The organism is Variovorax sp. HW608 (assembly GCF_900090195.1).
Lineage (GTDB): Bacteria > Pseudomonadota > Gammaproteobacteria > Burkholderiales > Burkholderiaceae_C > Variovorax.
In genome coordinates, this window is record NZ_LT607803.1 from 3,200,543 (window position 1) to 3,223,894 (window position 23,352).

General features: G+C 67.0%; 23 protein-coding genes and 1 tRNA gene. 8 read left to right on the forward strand and 16 right to left on the reverse strand.

Annotated features, from left to right (window positions below; genetic code table 11):
- Positions 1–12: 12 nt before the first annotated feature.
- Together VAR608DRAFT_RS14920 and VAR608DRAFT_RS14925 are read right to left on the reverse strand one after the other, a co-directional pair.
- Positions 13–1,740, reverse strand: a complete 1,728-nt coding sequence (locus VAR608DRAFT_RS14920; RefSeq protein WP_172843977.1) for a ShlB/FhaC/HecB family hemolysin secretion/activation protein — start codon at positions 1,738–1,740, stop codon at positions 13–15.
- A 324-nt stretch (positions 1,741–2,064) separates the two neighbouring features.
- Positions 2,065–4,173, reverse strand: a complete 2,109-nt coding sequence (locus VAR608DRAFT_RS14925; protein WP_088954763.1) for a PQQ-dependent dehydrogenase, methanol/ethanol family — start codon at positions 4,171–4,173, stop codon at positions 2,065–2,067.
- Positions 4,174–4,310: 137 nt separating this feature from the next.
- On the opposite strand from VAR608DRAFT_RS14925, the gene VAR608DRAFT_RS14930 reads away from it, so the two are divergent.
- A complete protein-coding gene (locus VAR608DRAFT_RS14930) occupies positions 4,311–5,525 on the forward strand; it encodes a helix-turn-helix domain-containing protein (RefSeq protein ID WP_088954764.1) in 1,215 nt (404 codons plus the stop codon).
- A gap of 5 nt (positions 5,526–5,530) precedes the next feature.
- Here VAR608DRAFT_RS14930 and VAR608DRAFT_RS14935 read toward each other — a convergent pair whose 3' ends face one another.
- From VAR608DRAFT_RS14935 to xylF, 4 genes are all read right to left on the reverse strand, one after another.
- A complete protein-coding gene (locus VAR608DRAFT_RS14935) occupies positions 5,531–6,691 on the reverse strand; it encodes an ROK family protein (protein WP_088954765.1) in 1,161 nt (386 codons plus the stop codon).
- Between the two features lie 77 nt (positions 6,692–6,768).
- Positions 6,769–7,536: an ATP-binding cassette domain-containing protein gene (locus VAR608DRAFT_RS14940; RefSeq protein WP_088954766.1), complete on the reverse strand. Its 768-nt coding sequence runs from the start codon at positions 7,534–7,536 to the stop codon at positions 6,769–6,771.
- Positions 7,533–8,723, reverse strand: coding sequence for a sugar ABC transporter permease (locus VAR608DRAFT_RS14945; protein WP_088954767.1), 1,191 nt, complete (start codon positions 8,721–8,723; stop codon positions 7,533–7,535). Before VAR608DRAFT_RS14945 ends, VAR608DRAFT_RS14940 begins: the two co-directional genes overlap by 4 nt.
- 6 nt (positions 8,724–8,729) lie before the next feature.
- Positions 8,730–9,752: a D-xylose ABC transporter substrate-binding protein gene (gene xylF, locus VAR608DRAFT_RS14950; protein ID WP_088954768.1), complete on the reverse strand. Its 1,023-nt coding sequence runs from the start codon at positions 9,750–9,752 to the stop codon at positions 8,730–8,732.
- Positions 9,753–10,010: 258 nt separating this feature from the next.
- Here xylF and VAR608DRAFT_RS14955 point away from each other — a divergent pair, with 258 nt between their 5' ends.
- Positions 10,011–11,027, forward strand: a complete 1,017-nt coding sequence (locus VAR608DRAFT_RS14955) for a Bug family tripartite tricarboxylate transporter substrate binding protein (protein ID WP_088954769.1) — start codon at positions 10,011–10,013, stop codon at positions 11,025–11,027.
- Between the two features lie 18 nt (positions 11,028–11,045).
- Here VAR608DRAFT_RS14955 and VAR608DRAFT_RS14960 read toward each other — a convergent pair whose 3' ends face one another.
- A complete protein-coding gene (locus tag VAR608DRAFT_RS14960; protein WP_088954770.1) occupies positions 11,046–11,369 on the reverse strand; it encodes a DUF1840 domain-containing protein in 324 nt (107 codons plus the stop codon).
- A 15-nt stretch (positions 11,370–11,384) separates the two neighbouring features.
- Positions 11,385–12,653 carry an SAM-dependent methyltransferase gene (locus tag VAR608DRAFT_RS14965; protein ID WP_088954771.1) on the reverse strand — a complete coding sequence of 423 codons (1,269 nt, stop codon included), beginning with the start codon at positions 12,651–12,653 and terminating at the stop codon, positions 11,385–11,387.
- Positions 12,654–12,760: 107 nt separating this feature from the next.
- Here VAR608DRAFT_RS14965 and VAR608DRAFT_RS14970 point away from each other — a divergent pair, with 107 nt between their 5' ends.
- Genes VAR608DRAFT_RS14970 through VAR608DRAFT_RS14995 form a run of 6 tightly spaced genes read left to right on the forward strand, consistent with a single transcriptional unit; the run spans position 12,761 to position 19,650 of the window.
- Positions 12,761–15,121 carry a bifunctional salicylyl-CoA 5-hydroxylase/oxidoreductase gene (locus tag VAR608DRAFT_RS14970; RefSeq protein ID WP_088954772.1) on the forward strand — a complete coding sequence of 787 codons (2,361 nt, stop codon included), beginning with the start codon at positions 12,761–12,763 and terminating at the stop codon, positions 15,119–15,121.
- Positions 15,121–15,597 (forward strand): MarR family winged helix-turn-helix transcriptional regulator, encoded by a 477-nt coding sequence (locus tag VAR608DRAFT_RS14975; protein WP_088954773.1) that lies wholly within the window; start codon positions 15,121–15,123, stop codon positions 15,595–15,597. The genes VAR608DRAFT_RS14970 and VAR608DRAFT_RS14975 overlap by 1 nt, the downstream gene beginning before the upstream one ends.
- On the forward strand, positions 15,594–16,448 hold the full coding sequence (locus VAR608DRAFT_RS14980) for an enoyl-CoA hydratase family protein (protein ID WP_088954774.1): 855 nt from the start codon (positions 15,594–15,596) through the stop codon (positions 16,446–16,448). Before VAR608DRAFT_RS14975 ends, VAR608DRAFT_RS14980 begins: the two co-directional genes overlap by 4 nt.
- A gap of 3 nt (positions 16,449–16,451) precedes the next feature.
- Entirely contained in the window at positions 16,452–17,645 is a 1,194-nt protein-coding gene (locus VAR608DRAFT_RS14985; RefSeq protein ID WP_088954775.1) for an acyl-CoA dehydrogenase family protein, read from the forward strand.
- A complete protein-coding gene (locus tag VAR608DRAFT_RS14990; protein ID WP_088954776.1) occupies positions 17,642–19,258 on the forward strand; it encodes an AMP-binding protein in 1,617 nt (538 codons plus the stop codon). Before VAR608DRAFT_RS14985 ends, VAR608DRAFT_RS14990 begins: the two co-directional genes overlap by 4 nt.
- Complete coding sequence (locus tag VAR608DRAFT_RS14995; protein ID WP_088954777.1) at positions 19,255–19,650, forward strand: RidA family protein; 396 nt, start codon at positions 19,255–19,257, stop codon at positions 19,648–19,650. Before VAR608DRAFT_RS14990 ends, VAR608DRAFT_RS14995 begins: the two co-directional genes overlap by 4 nt.
- A gap of 54 nt (positions 19,651–19,704) precedes the next feature.
- Here VAR608DRAFT_RS14995 and VAR608DRAFT_RS15000 read toward each other — a convergent pair.
- From VAR608DRAFT_RS15000 to infA, 8 genes are all read right to left on the reverse strand, one after another.
- Positions 19,705–19,781: transfer RNA gene (locus VAR608DRAFT_RS15000), tRNA-Met, on the reverse strand.
- Between the two features lie 18 nt (positions 19,782–19,799).
- The gene (gene rplQ, locus VAR608DRAFT_RS15005) at positions 19,800–20,198 is read right to left on the reverse strand and encodes a 50S ribosomal protein L17 (protein ID WP_088954778.1); all 399 of its coding nucleotides are present in this window, start codon (positions 20,196–20,198) and stop codon (positions 19,800–19,802) included.
- Positions 20,199–20,310: 112 nt separating this feature from the next.
- Positions 20,311–21,300, reverse strand: a complete 990-nt coding sequence (locus VAR608DRAFT_RS15010; RefSeq protein ID WP_088954779.1) for a DNA-directed RNA polymerase subunit alpha — start codon at positions 21,298–21,300, stop codon at positions 20,311–20,313.
- A gap of 126 nt (positions 21,301–21,426) precedes the next feature.
- Positions 21,427–22,050 carry a 30S ribosomal protein S4 gene (gene rpsD, locus VAR608DRAFT_RS15015; RefSeq protein ID WP_088954780.1) on the reverse strand — a complete coding sequence of 208 codons (624 nt, stop codon included), beginning with the start codon at positions 22,048–22,050 and terminating at the stop codon, positions 21,427–21,429.
- 128 nt (positions 22,051–22,178) lie between these two features.
- Entirely contained in the window at positions 22,179–22,583 is a 405-nt protein-coding gene (rpsK, locus tag VAR608DRAFT_RS15020; RefSeq protein ID WP_009124825.1) for a 30S ribosomal protein S11, read from the reverse strand.
- A gap of 12 nt (positions 22,584–22,595) precedes the next feature.
- Entirely contained in the window at positions 22,596–22,961 is a 366-nt protein-coding gene (gene rpsM / locus VAR608DRAFT_RS15025) for a 30S ribosomal protein S13 (protein ID WP_088954781.1), read from the reverse strand.
- Positions 22,962–22,985: 24 nt separating this feature from the next.
- On the reverse strand, positions 22,986–23,099 hold the full coding sequence (gene rpmJ / locus VAR608DRAFT_RS15030) for a 50S ribosomal protein L36 (RefSeq protein WP_068641696.1): 114 nt from the start codon (positions 23,097–23,099) through the stop codon (positions 22,986–22,988).
- A gap of 32 nt (positions 23,100–23,131) precedes the next feature.
- The gene (gene infA / locus VAR608DRAFT_RS15035) at positions 23,132–23,350 is read right to left on the reverse strand and encodes a translation initiation factor IF-1 (protein WP_086919801.1); all 219 of its coding nucleotides are present in this window, start codon (positions 23,348–23,350) and stop codon (positions 23,132–23,134) included.
- Between the last annotated feature and the right edge of the window lie 2 nt (positions 23,351–23,352).

Sequence of the window (23,352 nt, forward strand, 5' to 3'; positions counted from 1 at the left end):
TCTCTTCCCTTCTCAGAATCCGTAGTTCAGGCTGAATCCAGTGGTCCAGCTCGAGGTGTGGAAGCCCTCGGGCCTGGATATCGGCATGCCGACGAAAAAGTCGTAGCTCAAGCCCCGCACCGCGCCGCGCAGGCCGATCACCGCGCCCGCCAGGCGCTTGCCCACGAGTCGCTCGGCACTGGGACCATTCACCTGTCCGTAGTCCACGCCGAGGTACAGCTCCGCGCCGAGCGGCGTACCCAAGACTTCGGCGGGCAGTGCCCAGCCGATGTCGTTGCGCACCAGCCAGCCGCGGTCACCCATGAGGCTCGCTTCGCCGTCGAAGCCGCGCACCGTGAAGCGCCCGCCGATCGCGAAGCGGTCCTGGGGCGTGAGGGGCGTGCCGTTCCACTGCGCGCGCCACAGGCCCGCGTACCTGAGCCTCTGTCCGCCGAGCTCGAAGGGCTGGTTGAAATTGAGGTCGGCCGTGACGAGCTTCATGCGCGAAGTGCCTTCGCCGAAGGCCTCCTCGGGCGCGGGGATCGCGCCGAAGGCCCCGGTGCCGCGCCGGTAGGCCAGGTTGCCGTCGAGCGTGGCCGTGCCGATGAACTCGCGATGGGCGAGGCCCAGTTCCCAGCCGCCGACGAGGCGCCGCTGCACGCCCACCTCGGTGTCGTCGATGTAGTTGTGCGAGGTGCGCTGCCAGGCGCGCAGACTGGCGCTCGTCTTGCGATGCTGGTCGCGATAGAGCATGCGCGCGACGCGCAGTTCGGCGTTGCTGCTGTAGCCCGAGTAGGTGTAGTTCTGGGCGAGGCCTGCCACGCTCTGCCAGTAACGGCCCTCCGAGGCGGTGGTCGAGAAAAGCCAGTTGCCCCACGGAATGGAGTAGTGGACGGTGTTCCCCGAGGTGCCCTGGCCCGCGTGGTTGAAAACGTCGTGGTTGAGGCTGAGGTAGAACAGGTCGTTCAGGTGCAGCGGTCCATCCCACGCGAGCGTGAGGCCGCCCTGGTTCCTGCCGGTGGCCTCGGTGCCGCTGTCGTCATAGCTGAGATTGGCGCGCAAGGGCAAAGGCAGGTCCGCCCGGCCCTGGCGGTACTGCACGACCAGGTCGCTGTCGCCCGCACGCGCGTCCGCTGCATTCGAAGGCGCGATCCGGATGTCGGCTTCAGCGGTGGGCAGGCGCTTGAGGTTTTCCAGGCCCTGCTCGATGTCGCGCAGGTTCAGCAGGTCGCCGGGCGCCGCGGGAATGGCCATGCGCACGCCCAGTGACGCCTCGGTGGTCGTGCCCGAGGCATCGGCCAGCCGGATGGCAGCGATGCGCCCCGGAATCAGCGTGAGCACGAGCTCGCCGCTCGCGAGGTCCTGCGGCCCCACGAGCACGCGCGTGGTGACCCAGCCGCGCGCGACAAGGGCCTGCTGCACGCGTGCCAGCACGATGTTGACGCCTTCCGTGCCCAGGCAGCGGCCAAGCGGGGCGTCGGCCACGCCATCCGCGGCTTCGGACATCGCCGCCAGCGCCCATTGAAAGGCGTCGCTGTGCTCGCCCACCAGCCGGATGCGGTCGATGCGAAAGCACGGACTCTCGGCTTCGGGCAGCCGCTGGCCTGCCGCAGGCGGCCCGGCAGGCCGTCGCACGTCGACCGCGCGCTCGTTCTGTTCGCGCAGCGCGCGTTCGCGTTCCTGCTGGCGCTGCTCCTCGACGAAGGGGCGAGGCGTCGATGCGACTTGCGCCTGGGCCGCGAACGGCCCGGCCAGCCCCATCAGAAGGAGGGGCGAGAGCGTGGAAACCGGGAGTTTCGTAGCACGACGAACAGCCGCCGTGGGCCGCGCCCACCGGCGAGAAAGAAAAGTCATTGTTCTTGTTGCCGCGCCGAGGTGCGCGGAAGGTCCAGCTTCTCGGCGCACAGGAGCGGGCGCCTCTTGACGGTCAGTCTAGGAGGGGCGCTCCAAGGAATCTTTCGGAATCGTCCGAAAAATGCCGCGGAAACGAGCAGTTCTTCTTGGCCTGCTTCTTTTTAGGAATGGCTCGCCCGTCGTGCCGCCCCCGAGCAGGGGGCACGAAGCGCGCGTGGCTTGCGGCGTTAACTATTTCGGCCGAATCGCGTCCGCAGTCCCTTGGATGAAGGCCTTGAGCTTGTCCACGTCTTCCTGCGTGAGCTTGCCCGTGAAGTCCGGCATGCCGCGCTCCATCGCCGGACCCTTGAAGAGCGACTTGTCGAGGTTCTCGATGAAGGCCGGGTCCATGTAGCCGAGGTTCGGGATGTTGCCGCCGCGGTCGACGCCGGGCACGCCATGGCAGAAGACGCAGTTGCTCACGTAGAGCATCGTGCCGGCCTCGACCTTGGCGGGGTCGTACTTCACGCCCTGCACCAGCTTGCCCATGCGGTACTGCACGAACTCCGGCTTCGGCGCGTCGCCGCCGATCGCGAAGGTGTAGACGGTGCCCGGGCCCTGCCGCTCGGTGGCGCGCTGCGCCAGGCCATAGACGCCGCCCCAGCCCACGGCGACCGAGACGTACTGCTTGCCATCGACCATGTAGGTGGCGGGCGCGGCGACGACGCCGGTGCCGGTCGGCGTTTCCCACAGCTTCTCGCCGGTCTTCGCGTTGTAGGCAATCAAGCGGCCGTCCGCCGTGCCCTGGAACACGAGATTGCCCGCCGTGGTGAGCGTGCCGCCGTTCCACGGCGACACGTAGTCGACGCTCCATGCCGCCTTCTGCGCGATCGGGTCCCAGGCGACGAGCCGGCCCATCGGCTTGCTCGCGGGCGGCTCGGCATTGGCGAACTTGGCGGTGTTCCAGCCCAGCGCCGCGTGCGGCCGGCCGGGCGCGTTCTCGTTGAACTTCCAGTCCTTGTCGTCCATGAGGTTGATCGGCACATGCTGCGCCGGCAGGTAGGCGTACCCGGTCTGCGGGTTGAAGGACATCGGATGCCAGTTGTGCGCGCCGAACGGGCCGGGAATGCTGTCGTTGGGCTTGGTGCCCTCGCGCGCCGCGGCGACCTCGATCGGCCGACCGTTCTTGTCATAGCCCGTCGCCCAGTTCACGTCGACGAAGTTCTTGGCCGAGATGAACTTGCCGTTGGTCCGGTCGACGACGAAGAAGAAGCCGTTCTTCGGCGCATGGAGGATCACCTTGCGCGGCTTGCCGCCCTGCTTGATGTCGGCCAGGATCATCGACTGGGTCGAGGTGTAGTCCCAGTTGTCGCCCGGTGTTTCCTGGTAGTGCCACACGTACTTGCCGGTGTCGGGGTTGAGCGCGACGATCGATGCGAGGTACAGGTTGTCGCCACCCTTCGGGCTGCGCTGGCTTCGCGCCCACGGCGAGCCGTTGCCGGTGCCGACGTACAGCAGGTTGAGTTCTGGGTCGTAGGCAAGCGAATCCCATGGCGTTCCGCCGCCCCCCGATTCCCAGTACTTGTTGCTCGGGTCCCAGGTCTTGGCGGCCTTGGCCATCGAGGCATCTTCGTAGGGCTTCGACGGGTCGCCGGGCACGACGAACCAGCGCCACTTCTGCTCGCCCGATGCCGCGTCGTAGGCAGTGATGTAGCCGCGCACGCCGTACTCCGCGCCGCCGTTGCCGATGAGCACCTTGCCCTTGACCACGCGCGGCGCGCCGGTGATGGTGTACGACCTCGCATGGTCGATGACGGTGTCCTTCTCCCAGACGACCTTGCCCGTGGCCGCGTCGAGCGCGATGAGGCGGCCGTCGTAGGCGCCGACGTACACCTTGCCCTGGTAGATCGCCACGCCGCGGTTGACCACGTCGCAGCAGCCCTGGTAGCCCTTGGAGCGATCGACCTTCGGATCGAAGGTCCAGAGCTTCTTGCCGGTACGCGCGTCGATCGCATGCACCACGCTCCACGACGCGGTGACGTACATGATGCCGTCGACCACCAGCGGCGTGGCCTCGACGCCGCGCGTCGATTGCAGGTCGTAGGACCACACGAGGCCGAGGTCCTTCACATTGGCCGCGTTGACCTGGTCGAGCCTGCTGAAGCGGGTCTCCGCGTAGTCGAGCCCGTAGCTGGGCCAGTCGGGCGTCTTCGCGGCGTTGGCGCGGATGAAGCCGCCGTCCACCTTCTGCGTCGCGGCCTTGATGTGCTCGGGAGATCCCTTCGCGGGCTGGGCCATGGCTGCTGCGGCTCCCAGGCACAGCAACGCACCCAGCGCCAGCGTGGCGTGAGTCTTGGTCATCGTGTCGTCTCCAGTCGTTGTGCCTGAAGAATGGTCCGCCGGCGCGCTTTGTTCACCCTCGGGATTTCCCTAGACCCCGACTGTTCCGTTGCGGAACAGATTCGGCATCTTTGCCCACTCTGGAGACGCAAGTGCCCATGTCGACGCGCAACCCGGCGGGGGGTCCCCGGCAGCTTTTCGCGCGCTCGCCGGCGGAGCGCGTGGCGCTGGCGAGGCAGCAGTTCTTCGAGGAGGGCGTGCGTCCTTCGGGGCTCGTGGGCGAAGCGGTCATCCAGTCGTGGATGCGCTGCACCCGCATCCACGCCGACCGGCGCCGCGTGATCGCCTTCGATGCCGTGACGCCGAGCCGGCTGCATGCCACGATGGGCCGCAACCGCGAACTGCTCGATGCCGCACGGCAGGAACTCGTCGGCATGGAAAGCTCGCTCGCCGGCACCGACTGCCGCGTGCTGCTGACCGACGCGCAGGGCGTGATCGTGCACGTCACGCAGCATCCGACGACGGCGCAGCAGCCGATCCTGCGCCAGACCGCGCGCATCGGCGTCAACATCGCCGAGAGCGTGGTGGGCACCACCGCGCCCGGCATCGTCGCGGCCACCGGGCATGCCTGCACCGTCGATGGCGCCGAGCACTATTTCGAGTACCTGCGCCACATGCAATGCGCGGCCGCGCCGATCCGCGATGTGCGCGGGCAACTCGCGGGCGTGCTCGACCTCACGGTGGAGGCGCGCCGCTTCGGCTTCGATGCGGCATCGATGGTCGCGCTCTATGCGACCACGATCGAGAACCGGCTGCTGCTCGCGCAGTCGCGCGACCGGCTGGTGCTGCGCTTCCAGGCCAGCCCCGCCCTGCTCGGAACGCCGCTCGAAGCGCTCGCGGGCATCGCGCCGGACGGCACCGTGGACTGGCTCAACGCGGCGGGGGCGCGCCTGATCGGCGGCGTGCCGGAGGCGGGCCCGTGCGACGTCGAGATGCTGTTCGGCCTCGACCTCGCGGCGCTGCTGCGGCTGACGCGCACGGCTGCGGCGCGGCCGGTGCGCCTCGCGAGCGGGCTCGGCGTGTGGCTGCAGGCGCGGCTGCAGGGGCACGACGGCGTGGACTTCGGGCATGCGGTCGGCACCGTTCTCGCGCAGGCGCCGGATCCGCAGGCCACGCCTGCGCCGCCAGAGCAGCCCGCCGATGCGCCGCCATCGACGACCGGCGACCCGCGCGACGGCACGCTGCGCGGCCACAGCCGCAAGCTGATCGAGGAAACCCTGGCGCTGCACGGCGGCAACATCTCGCATGCCGCGCGGCAGTTGCGCGTGTCGCGCGGCACGCTGTATCGCCACCTCAGGAACTGGCGCGGCTAGAAGACTCAGGCCGGCGATTCGGCGGACGCGCTGCGTTCGCGCCGCGCGTCCGCGTTCGAGCGCAGGGGCCGCAGGTATTCGTGCAGCGCCAGCGCGGCGGCGCCGACCGCTGGCGTCCAGGCGCCGTAGCGCGGCGCACGGATCACCGGTGGCGCAAGGCCCGCGCTTTGCGCATAGCGCGCCACGGTGTCGATCGCGCCGCGCAGGAACTCCGGATGGGCTTCGCACGACTTGCCGCCGACCACGATCGCGCGCGGCTCGAAGGTCACCCACAGGTTCTGCAGCAGCATGCCGAGGTAGCGCGCGGCGCGGCTGGTGTCGCCGCCGGCCTGCTCCAGCACGCGCGAACTGATGAAGGCTTCGGCGCAACCCAGCCGGCCGCACGAGCATCGCGGTCCGTCGATCTGCAGCACCGTGTGGCCGATCTCTCCGGCCATGCCCCGCGCGCCGGTGAAGAGCCGGTCGTTGAGCACGATGCCGGCGCCGACGCCGACGTCGCAGCTCACGAAGATCAGCGGGTCCTCGCCCTCCCCGTCCGAGAACTCGAATTCGCCGAGCGCGGCGGCATCGGCGTCGTTCTGCAATTGCAGGTCGATGTCCGCCGGAACGCCTTCGCCCGCGAGCGCATCGGTGAGCCCGGGCAGCAGGTTGACGTTGCGCCAGCCGAGGTTGGGCGCGAAGCGGATCACACCGGTCGCGTCGTCCACCGTGCCGGGAACGCCGACACCGATTCCCGACAGCCGCAGCCCCGACGCGAGCAGATGCCGATGCGCCGCCGCCACCCTGCGCGCGACCTGCGCGCACACCACCGGCGGTGCGTGGTCGTCGAGCGCCTCTGCATCGGCATGGAGCACATCGCCCTGCAGCGATACGCACACCACGCGCACGATCCCGATGTTGATCTCCACGCCGATCAGCGCACGCACGCCGACGCTGATGTGCAGCGGCGTCGAGGGCCGCCCCATGCCGTCGGCGACCGAAGCGCCGGCCTCGTCGAGCCAGCCGTCGCCCAGCAGCTCGCGCACCAGCAGGCTCACGGTGGATTTGGTGAGGCCGCTTTGCGCCGCCAGCCGCGCACGCGACAGGCCCGGCTGCGCGCGCACCAGGCGCAGCAGCACGCTGCGGTTGATGCGCTTGACCAGTTGCTGGTCGCCCTTGGTCTTCATGCCGCGCCTACGCCGCGTTCACTGGACTACCCTCGCGCAGCGGCGCTTCGGGATTCGCCTACGGGCGGCCGGGCGGCTCATGTCGCGTGCTCGGCCTGCGCCTTGCCCTCGGGGCGCTTGCCCGCAATGATCATTCCCAGCACTTCGTCCTCGTTGACGTCCGCGGTGCGGTAGGTGCCGACCAGCTTGCCGTTCTTCATCACCGCGAGCCGGTCGCTCAATCCGAACACGTCGGGCATGTCGTGCGTGATCAGGAAGATGCCGACGCCATCGGCCTTGAGCTGCTTGACCAGCGCGCCGACCATCGCCGTCTCCTCGGGACCGAGCGCCGCGCAGGGCTCGTCCATGATCAGGATGCGGGCGTTGAAGTAGAGCGCGCGCGAGATCGCGACCACCTGCCGCTGCCCGCCCGAGAGCCGCCGCACCGGCACGCGGATGTTGGTGAAGTTCTTGTTGAGGCGCTGGAAGACCTTGCGCGCCTGCCCTTCCATGAAGTGGTCGTCGAGCGTGCGCCAGGGCGTGAGCTTCTCGCGGCCGAGGAAGAGGTTCGCCACCGAATCGAGGTTGTCGGCGAGCGCGAGCGTCTGGTAGATGGTCTCGATGCCCTGCGCCTGCGCTTCGGACGGGGTCCGGATATGGACCTTCTCGCCCGCGATCAGCGTGTCGCCCGAATCGATGGGGTAGGCGCCCGCGAGCATCTTCATCAGCGTGGACTTGCCCGCGCCGTTGTGCCCGAGCAGCGCGACCACTTCGCCGGGATAGAGATTCACGCTGACATCGTCCACCGCCTTCACGCCACCGAAGGCCTTGCGGATGTTGCGCAGTTCGACGAGCGGCGCGCTCATGATGTTTCTCCGAAGCGTTTGCGATAGAGCACGTCAAAGACGACCGCCACGATCAGCACCTGCCCGATGATGACCATGCGCTTGCCGATCGCCACGTCGAGCAGCAGCATGCCGCTGTCGAGCGACTGCATGATGAGCGCGCCCAGCACCGAGCCGAGGATCGACCCGCTGCCGCCCGCCAGCGCGGTGCCGCCGATCACCGCCGCTGCGATCACGTAGAGCTCCATGCCGGTGCCGAGCGAATTGGTGCCTGCATTGAGCCGCGCGATGGAGACGATGGCCGCGATGGTCACCAGCACCGCGAGCAGCGCGAACAGCAGCAGCGTCACGCGCTTGACCGGAATACCCACCAGGGCGGCCGCATCCGGGTTGCCGCCCATCGCGAACACATAGCGCCCGAAGCGCGTGCGGTGCACGATGAACGACAGCGTGACCGCGACCGCGGCCCAGATCAGCACCGGGATCGGCATGCCCTGCGGCTCGGCCTTGGAGGCGATCTGGTAGCTGTTCATCGTTGCCGCGAAGGCGAACACGATCACGGCCGGCACCGCGGTGAGCAACAGCTCGATCCACAGCGGCTCCACCGGCATCTCGTGCCGCTGCCGCGCACGGCGCTTCTGCAGCATGCGCACGAAGAGCACGATGGCGACGAGCGCCGCGAGCGCCCAGCTCGCGCTGGTGCCGATGCCGCCGTCGTAGCCGCCGCCCAGGCGCTGGAAGAACTCGTCGTTGACCGGCTGCGTCTTGCCGTCGGCCACGAGGAAGGCCGCGCCGCGAAACGACATCAGCCCGCCGAGCGTGACCACGAACGACGGCACGCCGAGCACCGCGGTGAGCCCGCCCTGGTAGAGCGACACCAAGAGCGCCACCGCCAGCCCCGCGAGGCTCGCGGCCGGCCACGACCAGCCGGAGGTGTACTGCAGGTAGGCGACCAGCACGCCGACGAAGCCCATCACCGAACCGACCGACAGGTCGATGTGGCGGGCCACGATGATCAGCACCATCACCGTGGACACGATGCCGACCACCGCGGTCTGCTGCGCGATGTTGTAGAGGTTCTCGGGCGACAGGAACACGCCGCCCGACATCACGTGGAACACGACCGCCATCGCCACCAGCAGCACGCCCATGAGCAGCAGCCGTAGATCGACGCCGGTCCGGCGCCACCATCCCTGAGAAGAGGCCATCGTCGGTTACTTGCAGGCTGCGGGCGCCTTGTCGGCCTGGACACCCTTGCAGAGGTCGTCCTTCTTGATCCAGCCGGCCTTGACGACGACATCGAGGTTGTCGCGGGTGATCGGCACCGGCGTCAGCAGGCGCGAGGAGAGCGCGATCTTCTTCTCGCCGCCACTCCACTCGGCCGCCTTCTCCACCGGCTTGCCCTGCGAAAGCGCAACCGCTGCGCTCGCGGCCTCGCGGCCAAGCTCGCGCGAGTCCTTCCACACCGAGACGGTCTGCGTACCGAGCGCGATGCGGTTGAGCGCCGCGTGGTCCGCATCCTGGCCCGACACCGGAATGCCGCGGATGCCCTTGGCCGAGAGCGCCGCCACCACGCCGCCGGCCGTGCCGTCGTTGGCCGCCACCACCGCGTCGACCTTGTTGCCGACCTTGGTGAGGATCTGCTCCATGTTCTTCTGCGCGACCTCGGGCTTCCAGCCGTCGGTGTATTCATCGCCGACGATCTTGATGTCGCCCTTCTTGACCGCCGCGTCGATCACCTCCTGCTGGCCGGCGCGCAGGAAGTTGGCGTTCGGGTCGGTCGGCGAGCCCTTGATCATCACGTAGTTGCCCTTGGGCTGGGCCTTGAAGACGGCGCGCGCCTCCATCCGGCCGACCTCGACGTTGTCGAAGGTGATGTAGAAGATCCCGGGCGTTTCGATCAGCCGGTCATAGGCCACCACCGGCACCTTCTGCTTGAGCGCCTTGTTGACGGCCGGGAGGATCGCGTCCTTGTCCATCGCCAGCACGATCAGCGCCTTGGCGCCCTTCGACATCAGGCCGTCGATGTCGCCGAGCTGCTTTTCGGGCGAGCCGCCGGCGTCGGCGCTGATGTACTTCGCGCCGAGCTTCTCGAGCTGGGCCTTCATCGCGGCCTCGTCGGTCTTCCAGCGCTCCTCCTGGAAGTTGGACCAGCTCACGCCCACCACGGTCTGGGCACAGGCCCCGATGGCGGTCAGTCCGAAGGCGAGGGAGGTCAGGGTACGGGCAAGCTTCATGCGAGTCTCCAGGCTTGTGATGGGTTGGTATGACACGAGACCGACGTGCCGGAATGAAGTGAACGGCAGTTAGTTCGAGTGCCGAACTAAGTATCGCGGCCGCGCGCCGCGCGCGGCATCGGGACAATCCCTGCAGGCAATTGCGCTACTTGCGCCGCGGACTCAAGCGCCTGAGCGCGTCGGAGGCGGGGTTTCCACCCGCAACGAAGGGGCCTCTTCCCCTGTTAAAAGGGCCGCATTCGATCCACAGGAACCCCCATGTCCCATCCCCTTCCGCTGCGCCGCCGCACCGCGTTGAACCTCGCCGCACTGGCGGCCTTCACCCTCGTTGCGGGCTCCGCCGCGGCTGAGGCCGCCTGGCCGACCAAGCCGGTGCGCATCGTGGTGCCTTTCGCGCCCGGCGGCACCACCGACATCCTCGCGCGGGCGGTCGCACCCGAGCTTTCGAAGGCCTTCGGCCAGCCGTTCATCGTCGACAACCGCGCGGGCGCGGGCGGCAATGTCGGCGCGGAAATCGTCGCGAGGTCGCCGAACGACGGCTACACGCTGCTCATGGGCACGGTGGGCACGCACGGCATCAACCGCGCGCTCTACCCCAAGCTGCCCTACGACCCGATCAAGGACTTCGCGCCGATCACGCTCGTCGCCGCGGTGCCGAACGTGATGGAGATGAACGTCGACAAGGCGAAGGCGCTGGGCATCAACAGCGTGGCCGACTTCGTGAAGTACGCCAAGGCCAACCCGGGCAAGCTCAACATGGCGTCGAGCGGCAGCGGCACCTCGATCCATCTGGCAGGCGAGCTGTTCAAGAGCATGACCGGCAGCTACATGACCCACATCCCGTATCGCGGCTCCGGCCCGGCGCTGATGGACATGGTGGCCGGCAATGCGGACGTGATGTTCGACAACCTGCCCTCGTCGATGCAGCAGATCAAGGGCGGCAAGCTGAAGGCCCTGGCCGTCACCAGCGCCAAGCGCTCGCCGGCCCTGCCCGACGTGCCGACCGTCGAAGAGGTCGGCGGCCCGCTGCTCAAGGGCTACGAAGCCAGCTCATGGTTCGGCCTCTTGGCGCCCGCGGGCACCTCGCCGGACATCATCAATCGCATCCAGCAGGAAGTCGCCAAATCGCTGTCGACCCCCGCGATCAAGGAAAAGATGGAAGCCCAGGGCGCGATCCCGAGCGGCAACACCCCCGCCGAGTTCGCCAAGTTCATCGCGAGCGAACACGAGAAGTGGGCAAAGGTCGTGAAAGCCTCGGGCGCAAAGGTCGACTAGCGAAGCTTGGGGGGCGAGCTAAACATCCCAGGTGACGTCTTTTTTGTCGGCCAGGGAGTCCTTGAGCATGTGCAGCAGCGGCGCGCCACGCTGGCGGATGCCGATGTGCTGCTTCTCGGCTTCGTTGTCATGCCCTTCGACCGCGTAATCGTCGTCGTTGTGCACGTTGCGCGCCTCGCGCTGCATCGCGGCCTCTAGCGCCGCGATGGCCGCGGGCATCTGATCGATGGTGATGATGCCTTTGGGCGCAGGCGCCTTGCCGATGATGTCGAACAGCTGGCGCGCGTGAACTTCGAGCATCACGAAGGGCGGCGTCGCACGGGAGTGGAATCGATACAGCATGGTGACAGCCTCTCTCTACTTGTAGATGTAATCCCGGACAAACGGGTACTGCGACTGCGCGCCGCGGATCGGGCCATCGCCCGCCTTGCCGTCGGGCTTGACGGCAAGCATCTGGTGCAGCGCGATCCAGCCCTGCTCGAAGCTCATCGCCGAACCCGCCAGGTACAGCCGGTACGCGCGCAGGATGCGCTCGGCGTTCTCGCCCTGCCCGCCGCCGCTGCCCTTGAGTACTTCGCGCGCCTTGTCGAGCTGCGATTCGAGCGCGTCCGACCAGGCCCACAGCGTGCGCGCATAGTGCGGGCGCAGGTTCTCGGTATCGACCATCTCCAGCCCTGCCGCCGCCGTCTCGCGCAGCACGTGGGTCACGTGAAGCAGCTCGCCGCCCGGGAAGATGTACTTCTCGATGAAGTCGCCCATGCCGGCGCCGAGCTGCCTGTAGTCGAGCTGGCCCGAGGTGATGCCGTGGTTCAGCACCATGCCGCCGGGCGCGAGCAGCGAATGGATCTTGCGGAAATACACCGGCATGTTGGCCGCGCCGACGTGCTCGAACATGCCGACCGACGAGATCTTGTCGAAGGGCTTGGCGGGATCGAGCGCGCGGTAGTCGCGCAGCTCCACACGCACGCGGCCCTGGAGGCCCTTCTCCTCGATCAGCCGCTGCACGTGCGCATGCTGGTTCTTCGACAGCGTGATGCCGGTCGCATCCACGCCGTAGTGCTCGGCCGCCCACATCAAGAGCGCGCCCCAGCCTGATCCGATGTCGAGGAAGCGCTCGCCGGGCTTCAGCATCAGCTTGCGGCAGATGTGGTCGAGCTTGGCTTCCTGCGCCTCGCCGAGTGTCATCGCCGCGTCACGGAAGTAGGCGCACGAATACACGCGGCGCGCATCGAGCCACAGCGCGTAGAAGTCGTCGGAGACGTCGTAGTGGAACTCGATCTGCCGGGCGTCCTTGCCCAGCGAGTGCGCGCCGCGCGACTTGGCGCGACGCTGCATGCGGCTCCACCAGGTGGCGTTGGTCTCGGCCGGATTGCCCGGCAGCAGGCTGACGGTGGCGTCGATCAGATCGCGCATCGCGCCTTCGATCTGGACGCGGCCTTCGACGTAGGCCTCGCCGATCGCGCCGACCTGCCGGGTCGCGAGCTTGGCCAGCGCGGACCACTCGGAAAAAGCCAGGGTGACGCGAGAACCGGGCTTGGCAACCTGCCGGCCGTCGGGAAGCCGCAGCGTGATGGGAACGGGCAGCGCGGAAAGCTGGGACTCGATCTTCGGCAACAGGCTTTGCATGTTACTGATTCTTGCGAGCGCCAGCGACCGCGTCAACTGGGGTACCCGGGCAAACCCGGTGCGAACGCGGGTTGACAGCAAATCGTTTATGTCTAAACTATTTATCCATGAATAGCTCAACCCCGAACCTTCACCGCGTGTTGTGCATTGGCGGCGGCCCGGCCGGCCTGTATTTCGCGCTCTTGATGAAAGCCCGGCAGCCGGCCCTCGACATCACGGTCGTCGAGCGCAACCGCCCCTTCGACACCTTCGGCTGGGGTGTCGTGCTCAGCGACCAGACCCTCGACAACCTGGCCGCGGCCGACCCCGAAACGGCGAAGCTCATCGGCGGCGAGTTCCATCACTGGGACGACATCCAGGTGTTCTTCAAGGGCCGTCAGGTACGCTCCGGCGGTCACGGCTTCTGCGGCATCGGCCGCAAGCGGCTCCTGAACATCCTGCAGGAGCGCTGCCTCGCGCTCGGCGTCAAGCTGGTGTTCGAAACCGACGTCACGGACGACCAGGCGCTGGCCGCGCAGTACGACGCCGACCTGGTGATCGCGAGCGACGGCCTCAACAGCCGCATCCGCCAGCGCTATGCCGACGTCTTCGAGCCCGACATCGACCTGCGCGAGTGCCGCTTCGTGTGGCTCGGCACGCACCAGACCTTCGATGCCTTCACCTTCGCGTTCGAAGAGACCGAGCACGGCTGGTTCCAGGCGCACGCCTACCAGTTCGACAACGACACCTCCACCTTCATCGTCGAGACGCCCGAGGAGGTCTGGAAGGCCCACGGCCTCGACAAGATGGAGCAGCCCGAGGCGATCGCCTTCTGCGAAAAGATGTTCGCGAAGTACCTCGGCGGACACAAGCTCATCAGCAATGCATCGCACCTGCGCGGCTCGGCCAACTGGATCCGCTTCCCGCGCGTGATCTGCAAGCACTGGACGCACCGCATCAAGGTGAAAGGCCGCGACGTCCCGGTGGTGCTCATGGGCGACGCGGCGCACACCGCGCATTTCTCGATCGGCTCGGGCACCAAGCTGGCGCTCGAAGACGCGATCGACCTCGCGAACGAATTCGGCAGCGGCCACGCGATCGACGAGGTGCTGACCGCCTACGAGGCGCGCCGCAGCGTCGAGGTGCTCAAGATCCAGAACGCGGCGCGCAACTCCACCGAGTGGTTCGAGAACGTCGACCGCTACACCGGCATGGAAATCGAGCAGTTCGCCTACTCGCTGCTCACGCGCTCGCAGCGCATCAGCCACGAGAACCTGCGCCTGCGCGACCCCCAGTGGCTCGGAGGCTACGAGCAGTGGCTCGCGGGCGGCAAGCCGCTGCCGCCGATGCTGATGCCGCTGACCGTGCGCGGGCTCACGCTCAAGAACCGCATCGTGGTCTCGCCGATGGCCACCTACAGCGCGGTCGACGGCGTGCCGCAGGACTTCCTGCTCGTGCACCTCGGCGCACGCGCACTCGGCGGCGCCGGCATGGTCTTCGTCGAGATGACCAGCCCGACGCCCGAAGGCCGCATCACCCCCGGGTGCACCGGGCTCTACAACGACGCCCAGCAGGCGGCTTTCAAGCGCATCGTCGATTTCGTGCACACGCAGTCGACCGCCAGGATCGCGATGCAGCTCGGCCACAGCGGCCCCAAGGGCTCGACGCAGCTCGGCTGGGAAGCCACCGACGAGCCGCTGCCGCAGGGCAACTGGCCGCTGCTCGCGGCGAGCGCCCTGCCCTACGGCGAACAGAACCAGATGCCCGCGCAGATGACGCGCGCCGACATGGACCTCATGCGCGACCAGTTCGTCGCCTCGACCCGGCGCGCCGCCGAAGCGGGCTTCGACTGGCTCGAACTGCATTGCGCGCACGGCTACCTGCTGTCGTCCTTCCTGAGCCCGCTGACGAACCTGCGCACCGACGAATACGGCGGCAGCCTCGAGAACCGCCTGCGCTATCCGCTCGAAGTGTTCCGCGCGATGCGCGCTGCGTGGCCGCAGGAGAGGCCGATGAGCGTGCGGATCTCCGCGCACGACTGGGCACCGGGCGGCAACACCGCCGATGACGCGGTCGAAATGGCGCGCGCCTTCAAGGAAGCCGGCGCCGACTTCATCGACGTCTCCTCGGGCCAGACCACGCGCGGCGCCAGGCCGGTGTATGGCCGCATGTACCAGACCCCTTTCGCGGACCGCATCCGCAACGAGGTCGGCATCTCCACCATCGCGGTCGGCGCGATCACCGACGCCGACCAGGCGAACAGCATCATCGCCGCCGGCCGTGCCGACCTGTGCGCGCTCGCCCGGCCGCATCTGGCCGACCCGGCCTGGACGCTGCACGAGACCGCCAAGCTGCAGAACCGCGACGTCGACTGGCCGAAGCAGTACCTGAGCGGCCGCGACCAGATGTACCGCGAGATCGCCAAGCAGCAGCAGCTGGCGGCCGCGGTCGCCGCGGGACAGCGCCCGGCAGCCGAAGAGACACACTGATGGACTTAGAGGCCCGCGCCCACAGCGAGCATCCGGAGGAGCTGCGCCTCTGGCTGCGCCTCCTGACCTGCACCCAGCTCATCGAGAAGCAGGTCCGCAACGAGCTGCGCGAGCAGTTCGCCACCACGCTGCCGCGCTTCGACCTCATGTCGCAACTCGAACGCGCGCCCGAGGGACTGAAGATGAACGAGCTGTCGCGCCGCATGATGGTCACCGGCGGCAACGTCACCGGCATCACCGACCAGCTGGTGTCCGAAGGTCTCGTGGAGCGGGTCGACGTCGAAGGCGACCGCCGCGCCTGGCGCGTACGCCTCACCGCACGCGGACGCAAGCTCTTCAACGACATGGCGCAGCAGCACGAGGCATGGATCTGCGAGGCGTTCTCCGCGCTGAACCCCAAGGAGATCGCGCAACTTCACAAGCTGCTCGGCAAGGTCAAGCAGCACTCACATCAACAATTGGCGGAGACTCTATGAAGCACTACATCGGCGCGGACAACCCCATGCGCGCCCAGTTCGATCCGAAGGCGGACTACGCCGCCACACACTTCTCCTGGTCATTCAAGGACGGCGTCGGCACGGTCACCCTCAACCGGCCCGAGCGCAAGAACCCGCTGACCTTCGATTCGTACGCGGAGCTGCGCGACCTGTTCCGCGCCTTGTATTTCGCGACCGACGTGAAGGCGATCGTCGTGACCGGCGCGGGCGGGAATTTCTGCTCGGGCGGCGACGTGCACGAGATCATCGGTCCGCTCACCAAGATGCGCATGCCCGAGCTGCTGGAGTTCACGCGCATGACGGGCGACCTGGTGAAGGCGATCCGCCACTGCCCGCAGCCGATCGTCGGCGCGATCGACGGCGTTTGCGCCGGCGCCGGCGCGATGATCGCGCTGGCCTGCGACATCCGCTACGGCACGCCTGGGGCGAAGACCGCCTTCCTTTTCACGCGCGTCGGGCTCGCAGGCGCCGACATGGGGGCCTGCGCGCTGCTGCCGCGCGTGATCGGCCAGGGCCGGGCGTCGGAACTGCTCTTCACCGGCCGCGCGATGAACGCGCAGGAAGGCCTGGCATGGGGCTTCTTCAATGCGCTGCATGAAAGCGACGGCCTGCTCGAAGCCGCGACCGCCATGGCGCGCGAACTCGCACAGGGCCCGACCTTCGCGCACGGCATGACGAAGACGATGCTGTCGCACGAATGGGCGATGACCATCGACCAGGCCATCGAGGCCGAAGCCCAGGCACAGGCCATCTGCATGCAGACCGAGGACTTCAAGCGCGCCTTCGAGGCCTTCGCGGCCAAGCGCAAGCCGGTGTTCGAGGGGGACTGATCCATGGCCGCATCCTCTGTCGATCCTTCCACGACGCACCTCGCGCTGCCGTTCTTCGATGACGCGCATCGCGCGCTGGCGCGCGACCTGCTGCCGTGGGCGCGCGCGCAGTCGGTGGACGAGCGCGACGATCGCGCCGCCTGCCGCGACTGGGTCCGGCGCCTCGGCGATGCCGGGTGGCTGCGCTACTGCGTGCCGGCCGCTTCGGGCGGCGCGCTCGACCGGCTCGATTCGCGCGCGCTGGTGCTGCTGCGCGAGACGCTGGCCTTCCATTCGCCGCTGGCCGATTTCGCCTTCGCGATGCAGGGGCTGGGCAGTGGCGCGATCACGCTCGCGGGTAGCGCCGAGCAGCACGCGAACTACCTCGTGCCGGTGGGTCGCGGCGACAAGATCGCGGCCTTTGCGCTGAGCGAGCCCGACGCCGGCTCCGATGTCGGCGCGATGGCCATGCGCGCGGAGCCCACCGCCGACGGCTGGCGCCTTGCCGGCGAGAAGACCTGGATCAGCAACGGCGGGCTCGCGGACTTCTATTGCGTCTTCGCCAAGACCGATCCGGGCGCCGGTTCGCGCGGCATCACCGCGTTCATCGTCGACGCGAAGACGCCGGGGCTCGACACCTCGTCACATATCGACGTCATGGCGCCGCATCCGCTGGCCACGCTGCGCTTCGACGGCTGCGTGGTTCCGAAGAGCGCCCAGCTCGGCGAGCTGAACGGCGGCTTCAAGCTGGCGATGCGCACGCTCGACATCTTCCGCGCCTCGGTCGCCGGCGCCGCGCTGGGCATGGGACGCCGGGCACTGACCGAAGCCGTGCAGCATGCACAGAAGCGCAAGATGTTCGGTCAGACGCTGGCCGACTTCCAGCTCACGCAGGCCAAGCTCGGCGAGATGGCCGCGCTGGTCGATGCCGGCGCGCTGCTGACCTATCGCGCCGCCTGGATGCGCGACGACAGCGAGCGTCGCGGCGCGCCGGCCGTCGGCGACCTGACCGCCGCCGCCGCCATGGCCAAGATGAGCGCCACCGAGAACGCGAGCCGGGTGATCGACATGGCGCTGCAGATGCACGGCGGCCTCGGCGTCAAGGTCGGCAGCAAGGTCGAGAGCCTCTACCGCGACATCCGGTCCCTGCGCATCTACGAAGGCGCGACGGAGGTCCAGCAGCTCATCATCGGCAAATCCGTCCTGAGGACCCCATGAACAGCGCGCAAATCGACCGCTTCGTGCATGACCGGCTGCCGCCGGCCGACCAGTTGCCGATCTTCCGCTACGACCTGCCCGAGCTTCGACTGCCCGATCAGCTGAACCTGGTCGAGGAACTGCTCGACAAGGCGGCGGACAAAGGCTTCGCGGACAAGCCGATGCTGCGCTCCCCGGCCAGGACGCTCACGTACGCCGAGGCCGCGGTCGAGGTCAACCGCATTGCGCAGGTGCTGACCGAGGACCTGGGGCTGGTGCCGGGCAATCGCGTGCTGCTGCGCGGGGGCAATTCGATCCCGATGGCCCTGGCGTGGCTGGCGGTGGTCAAGGCCGGCATGATCGCGGTCGCGACCATGCCGCTGCTTCGCGCCAAGGAGCTGGGCGAGATCCTCGAGAAGGCGCAGCCCGCCGTCGCGCTGTGCGACGGCAAGCTGCTGGACGAGCTGCAGACGGCCAGGGAGGCACATCCGGTGCTCAGGACGATCGTCGCCTTCAACCAGCCCGATGCGCCGGATTCGCTCACCGCGCGCGCCGCGGCCAAGAGCGGCGTGTTCAAGGCGTGTCCCACCTCGGCGGACGACATCGCCCTCTTGGCTTTTACTTCGGGGACGACCGGCAAGCCCAAAGCGCCGGTCACCACGCATCGCGACGTGCTCGCGATGTGCCAGACCTGGCCGCGCCACATCCTGCGGGCACGCAGCGACGACATCGTGATCGGCTCGCCGCCGCTGGCCTTCACCTTCGGTCTCGGCGGCCTGCTGATCTTCCCGATGTGGGCTGGCGCTTCGGTCTACTTCCACGACGGCCCCTACACGCCCGAGACGATGGTGCAGGTCATCCGGAACGTCGGCGCGACGATCTGCTACACCGCGCCCACCTTCTACCGGCAGATGGCGGCATTCGCGAAGCAGCATGGCGTGCCCAGCCTTCGCATCAGCGTCAGCGCCGGCGAAGCGCTGCCCGATGCGACGCGGCAGCTCTGGAAACAGGCGACCGGCGTCGAGATGCTCGACGGCATCGGCGGCACCGAGGTGTTCCACATCTACATCTCGGCGGCCGGCAGCGACGTGCGCCGCGGCGCGGTCGGCAAGGCCGTGCCCGGCTTCACCGCGAGGATCGTCGATGACGAGGGCAACGAGGTGCCGCGGGGCACGGTGGGCAGGCTGGCCATCATCGGCCCGGTGGGCTGCCGCTACCTGGACGATCCGCGTCAGCGCGACTACGTCAGGAACGGCTGGAACTACCCGGGCGACGCTTTCGTCGAGGACGAGGACGGCTACTTCTTCTACCAGTCGCGCGCCGACGACATGATCGTCACCGCGGGCTACAACGTCGGCGGGCCCGAGGTCGAAGACGCGCTGCTCAAGCACCCCGCGGTGGCGGAATGCGGCGTCATCGGCAAGCCGGACGAGGAGCGCGGAATGATCGTCAAGGCGTTCTGCGTCCTCAAGCCCGGGCACACAGGCGATGCGGCGCTGGTCAAGGCGCTGCAGGATCACGTCAAGGCGAGCATCGCGCCTTTCAAATATCCCCGGGAGGTCGCGTTCGTGGCGAGCCTGCCGCGCACCGAGACCGGGAAACTCCAACGATTCAAACTGAGGCAACTCGCATGATCAAACTCCTCCAACCCCCTGGCTGGGCCCCTCCGAAAGGCTACGCGAACGGCGTCGCCGCACGCGGCACCATGGTGTTCGTCGGCGGACAGATCGGCTGGAATGCGCAGCAGCAATTCGAATCGGACGACTTCATCGAACAGACGGGGCTGGCGCTCAGAAACATCGTCGAAATCCTGCGCGAGGCCGGTGCCGGACCCGAGCACATGGTGCGCATGACCTGGTACGTGACCGATCGCGATGAGTACAACCGCCGCCTGGGCGAACTCGGCCCGGTGTACCGCGATGCGATGGGCCGCAACTTTCCCGCGATGACTTGCGTGCAGGTGGCGGCGCTGGTCGAATCCCGCGCCAAAGTGGAAATCGAGGTCACCGCTGTAATCCCCGATTGATTCGAAACGACGCACAAAAGAAAACGCCCACTTGAAAAAGTGGGCGTTTTTATTTGGTTGCGCGAGCAAGATTTGAACTTGCGACCTTTGGGTTATGAGCCCAACGAGCTACCAGGCTGCTCCATCGCGCGGCAGACGTAAATTATAGCTTATTCCGCAGCGGCTTGCTCGTCGGCAGCCTCAGAAACTTCAGGGCGATCGACCAGTTCGACCAGCGCCATGGGCGCGTTGTCGCCGACGCGGAAACCCATCTTGAGAATGCGGGTGTAGCCGCCAGGACGAGCCTGGTAGCGCGGACCGAGTTCACCGAAGAGCTTCACGACGCTGTCGCGGCTGCGCAGGCGGTCGAAGGCGAGACGCTTGTTGGCGACCGTCGGCTTCTTGGCCAGGGTGATCATCGGTTCGATGACGCGGCGCAGTTCCTTGGCCTTGGGGACCGTGGTCTTGATGACTTCGTGCTCGATGAGCGAATTCATCATGTTCTGCAGCATCGCGAGGCGGTGCGAGCTGGTGCGGTTGAGTTTGCGGAGTCCGTGTCCGTGACGCATGGTGTGTTTTCCTTTACCTTTAAATTGCACCCAGCCGTGTCAGGTACTGGGTGTTCACCTTCCACCAGAGGATAACAAGGCATGCCGCAAGCGGCAGCCTTGTCCTTCTGGCTTATCGTTTGTCGAGGCCGGCCGGCGGCCAGCTTTCGAGCTTCATGCCCAAGGTCAGGCCGCGCGAGGCGAGCACTTCCTTGATTTCGTTGAGCGACTTGCGACCCAGGTTCGGGGTCTTGAGCAGCTCGTTCTCGGTGCGCTGGATCAGGTCACCGATGTAGTAGATGTTTTCCGCCTTCAGGCAGTTCGCGGAGCGAACCGTGAGTTCGAGCTCGTCGACCGGACGCAGCAGGATCGGATCGAACTGCTGGGCGCTGCGCGGCGCCGGCTGGTCGAACGCGGCGAGTTCGCCGCCTTCGAGCTGCGCGAACACGGCCAGTTGCTCGACCAGGATCTTGGCCGAAGCGCGAACCGCGTCTTCAGCCGTGATGGCGCCGTTGGTCTCGATTTCGACCAGGAGCTTGTCGAGGTCGGTGCGTTGCTCCACACGGGCGCTTTCGACCGTGTAGCTCACGCGCTTGACCGGCGAGAACGAGGCATCGAGGACGATGCGGCCGATCGACTTGGTCGGCTCGTCCGCATAGCGGCGCATGGTGCCCGGCACGTAGCCGCGGCCCTTCTCGACCTTGATCTGCATGTCGAGCTTGCCGCCCTGCGACAGGTGAGCGATCACATGATCGGGATTGATGATCTCGACGTCGTGCGGCGTCTGGATGTCCGACGCCGTCACGGCACCTTCACCGTCCTTGCGCAGGCTCAGCGTGACTTCGTCACGGTTGTGCAGCTTGAACACCACGCCCTTGAGGTTCAGGAGGATGTTGACCACATCTTCCTGCACGCCATCGATGGACGAGTACTCGTGCAGCACGCCCGCGATCGTGACTTCCGTCGCCGAATAGCCGACCATCGACGAAAGCAGAACGCGACGCAGCGCGTTGCCGAGCGTGTGGCCGTAGCCGCGCTCGAACGGCTCGAGCGTGACCTTCGCGCGATTGGGCGCGAGTTGCTCGACCTGGATCGTCTTGGGTTTCAGCAGGGTGGTTTGCATGCAGACTTCCTCTCAATACCCCCGGCTCGTTACACCGGTAAGGCTGGTGAAGTCCCCGGCGGGAATGCCTCCCCGGCGGGAACGAAAAATCAAAAGTACGCGCCGCGTCAGCGGCACGTTATCGCCTTACCTTGAATACAGTTCGACGATCAGCGATTCGTTGATGTCCGAAGCGAATTCGTCGCGATCGGGCACCTTCTTGAAGGTGCCTTCGGCCTTGTCGGCATTCACTTCGACCCAAGCCGGAATCCCGACTTGCTGTGCCAGTTGGAGCGCTTCGACGACGCGGTTCTGCTTCTTCGACTTGTCGCGGACCGCGATGACGTCGCCGGTCTTGACCAGGTACGACGGGATGTTGACCGACTGGCCGTTCACCGTGATCGCCTTGTGCGACACGAGCTGGCGGGCTTCCGCGCGGGTCGAGCCGAAGCCCATGCGATAGACGACGTTGTCCAGGCGCGACTCGAGGATGAACAGCAGGTTGGCACCCGTGTTGCCGCGGCGGCGGTCAGCTTCTTCGAAGTAGCGGCGGAACTGCTTCTCGAGCACGCCGTACATGCGCTTGACCTTCTGCTTTTCGCGCAGTTGCAGACCGAAGTCGGAGGTGCGCTGGCCCGAGGTGCGGCCGTGCTGACCGGGCTTGGAGTCGAACTTGGCCTTGTCCTGGATCGAACGACGGGCGCTCTTCAGGAACAGGTCGGTGCCTTCGCGGCGCGAGAGTTTGGCCTTGGGGCCGAGGTAGCGTGCCACTTGATCTTCCTTTGTTCATCTGCCGCAGTGGACTGCGGGAGCCGTCAGCGGCGTGCCGACGGCGGTGGGCTTGTTAAAAAAGCAAATGCGCAGCGGCCGTGAAGCGCGCTGCGCCGGACGTCATCGCCTCAGATGCGACGACGCTTCTGCGGACGGCAGCCGTTGTGCGGCACCGGGGTCACGTCGGCAATGGAGTTGATCCGGATGCCGAGCGCGGCCAGCGCGCGCACCGACGATTCGCGACCCGGGCCGGGACCCTTGATCTCGACGTCGAGATTCTTGATGCCTTGCTCGACCGCGGCGCGGCCGGCGACTTCAGAGGCGACCTGCGCAGCGAACGGCGTCGACTTGCGCGAACCCTTGAAGCCCTGACCACCCGACGAGGCCCACGACAGGGCGTTGCCCTGGCGGTCCGTGATCGTGATGATCGTGTTGTTGAACGAAGCGTGCACGTGCGCGATACCGTCCGCGACGTTCTTGCGAACCTTCTTGCGAACGCGCTGTGCTGCGTTATTGGCAGGAGCTTTAGCCATGCTGGTCTATCCTTATTTCTTCAGGGACTGCGCTGCCTTGCGCGGACCCTTGCGGGTGCGGGCGTTGGTGCGCGTACGCTGGCCGCGCATCGGCAGGCCGCGACGATGACGGAAACCACGATAGCAACCGATGTCGATCAAGCGCTTGATGTTCATCGTCGTTTCGCGGCGCAGGTCGCCCTCGATCGTGAAGAGCGCGATCTGGTCGCGGATCTTCTCGAGATCGGCGTCGGTCAGATCCTTGATCTTCTTCGAGTACTCGATGCCGCTCGCTTCGCAGATCTTGCGAGCGCGCGTGCGACCGATGCCGTAAATGGCCGTCAGGCCGATTTCAGCGTGCTTGTGCGGCGGAATGTTGATGCCAGCAATACGTGCCATGTGCGTCCTCTAGTACTCTATCAATCAACCCTGGCGCTGCTTGTGGCGCGGGTCGGAACAGATCACACGCACCACACCCTTGCGGCGGATGATCTTGCAATTACGGCAAATGGTTTTGACCGAAGCCGAAACTCTCATTTCATTCTCCTAAAACTCTTCAACCCGGCGACTCATTTCGCCCGAAACACAATGCGCGCCCGGCTCAAGTCGTAGGGCGTCAACTCAACGGTGACCTTGTCACCTGGAAGGATGCGGATGTAGTGCATCCGCATCTTTCCGGAAATATGACCAAGAACGATGTGCCCGTTTTCGAGCTTCACCCGGAATGTTGCGTTCGGCAGGTTCTCCAGAACCTCGCCTTGCATCTGGATGACATCGTCCTTCGACATCT

Excerpts from the sequence above, each read along its gene's own strand:
- VAR608DRAFT_RS14920 (WP_172843977.1), bottom strand. The coding sequence starts at position 1,740 with ATGGGGCTGGCCGGGCCGTTCGCGGCCCAGGCGCAAGTCGCATCGACG.
- VAR608DRAFT_RS14925 (WP_088954763.1), bottom strand. The coding sequence starts at position 4,173 with ATGACCAAGACTCACGCCACGCTGGCGCTGGGTGCGTTGCTGTGCCTG.
- VAR608DRAFT_RS14930 (WP_088954764.1), top strand. The coding sequence starts at position 4,311 with ATGTCGACGCGCAACCCGGCGGGGGGTCCCCGGCAGCTTTTCGCGCGC.
- VAR608DRAFT_RS14935 (WP_088954765.1), bottom strand. The coding sequence starts at position 6,691 with ATGAAGACCAAGGGCGACCAGCAACTGGTCAAGCGCATCAACCGCAGC.
- VAR608DRAFT_RS14940 (WP_088954766.1), bottom strand. The coding sequence starts at position 7,536 with ATGAGCGCGCCGCTCGTCGAACTGCGCAACATCCGCAAGGCCTTCGGT.
- VAR608DRAFT_RS14945 (WP_088954767.1), bottom strand. The coding sequence starts at position 8,723 with ATGGCCTCTTCTCAGGGATGGTGGCGCCGGACCGGCGTCGATCTACGG.
- xylF (WP_088954768.1), bottom strand. The coding sequence starts at position 9,752 with ATGAAGCTTGCCCGTACCCTGACCTCCCTCGCCTTCGGACTGACCGCC.
- VAR608DRAFT_RS14955 (WP_088954769.1), top strand. The coding sequence starts at position 10,011 with ATGTCCCATCCCCTTCCGCTGCGCCGCCGCACCGCGTTGAACCTCGCC.
- VAR608DRAFT_RS14960 (WP_088954770.1), bottom strand. The coding sequence starts at position 11,369 with ATGCTGTATCGATTCCACTCCCGTGCGACGCCGCCCTTCGTGATGCTC.
- VAR608DRAFT_RS14965 (WP_088954771.1), bottom strand. The coding sequence starts at position 12,653 with ATGCAAAGCCTGTTGCCGAAGATCGAGTCCCAGCTTTCCGCGCTGCCC.
- VAR608DRAFT_RS14970 (WP_088954772.1), top strand. The coding sequence starts at position 12,761 with ATGAATAGCTCAACCCCGAACCTTCACCGCGTGTTGTGCATTGGCGGC.
- VAR608DRAFT_RS14975 (WP_088954773.1), top strand. The coding sequence starts at position 15,121 with ATGGACTTAGAGGCCCGCGCCCACAGCGAGCATCCGGAGGAGCTGCGC.
- VAR608DRAFT_RS14980 (WP_088954774.1), top strand. The coding sequence starts at position 15,594 with ATGAAGCACTACATCGGCGCGGACAACCCCATGCGCGCCCAGTTCGAT.
- VAR608DRAFT_RS14985 (WP_088954775.1), top strand. The coding sequence starts at position 16,452 with ATGGCCGCATCCTCTGTCGATCCTTCCACGACGCACCTCGCGCTGCCG.
- VAR608DRAFT_RS14990 (WP_088954776.1), top strand. The coding sequence starts at position 17,642 with ATGAACAGCGCGCAAATCGACCGCTTCGTGCATGACCGGCTGCCGCCG.
- VAR608DRAFT_RS14995 (WP_088954777.1), top strand. The coding sequence starts at position 19,255 with ATGATCAAACTCCTCCAACCCCCTGGCTGGGCCCCTCCGAAAGGCTAC.
- rplQ (WP_088954778.1), bottom strand. The coding sequence starts at position 20,198 with ATGCGTCACGGACACGGACTCCGCAAACTCAACCGCACCAGCTCGCAC.
- VAR608DRAFT_RS15010 (WP_088954779.1), bottom strand. The coding sequence starts at position 21,300 with ATGCAAACCACCCTGCTGAAACCCAAGACGATCCAGGTCGAGCAACTC.
- rpsK (WP_009124825.1), bottom strand. The coding sequence starts at position 22,583 with ATGGCTAAAGCTCCTGCCAATAACGCAGCACAGCGCGTTCGCAAGAAG.
- rpsM (WP_088954781.1), bottom strand. The coding sequence starts at position 22,961 with ATGGCACGTATTGCTGGCATCAACATTCCGCCGCACAAGCACGCTGAA.
- rpmJ (WP_068641696.1), bottom strand. The coding sequence starts at position 23,099 with ATGAGAGTTTCGGCTTCGGTCAAAACCATTTGCCGTAATTGCAAGATC.
- infA (WP_086919801.1), bottom strand. The coding sequence starts at position 23,350 with ATGTCGAAGGACGATGTCATCCAGATGCAAGGCGAGGTTCTGGAGAAC.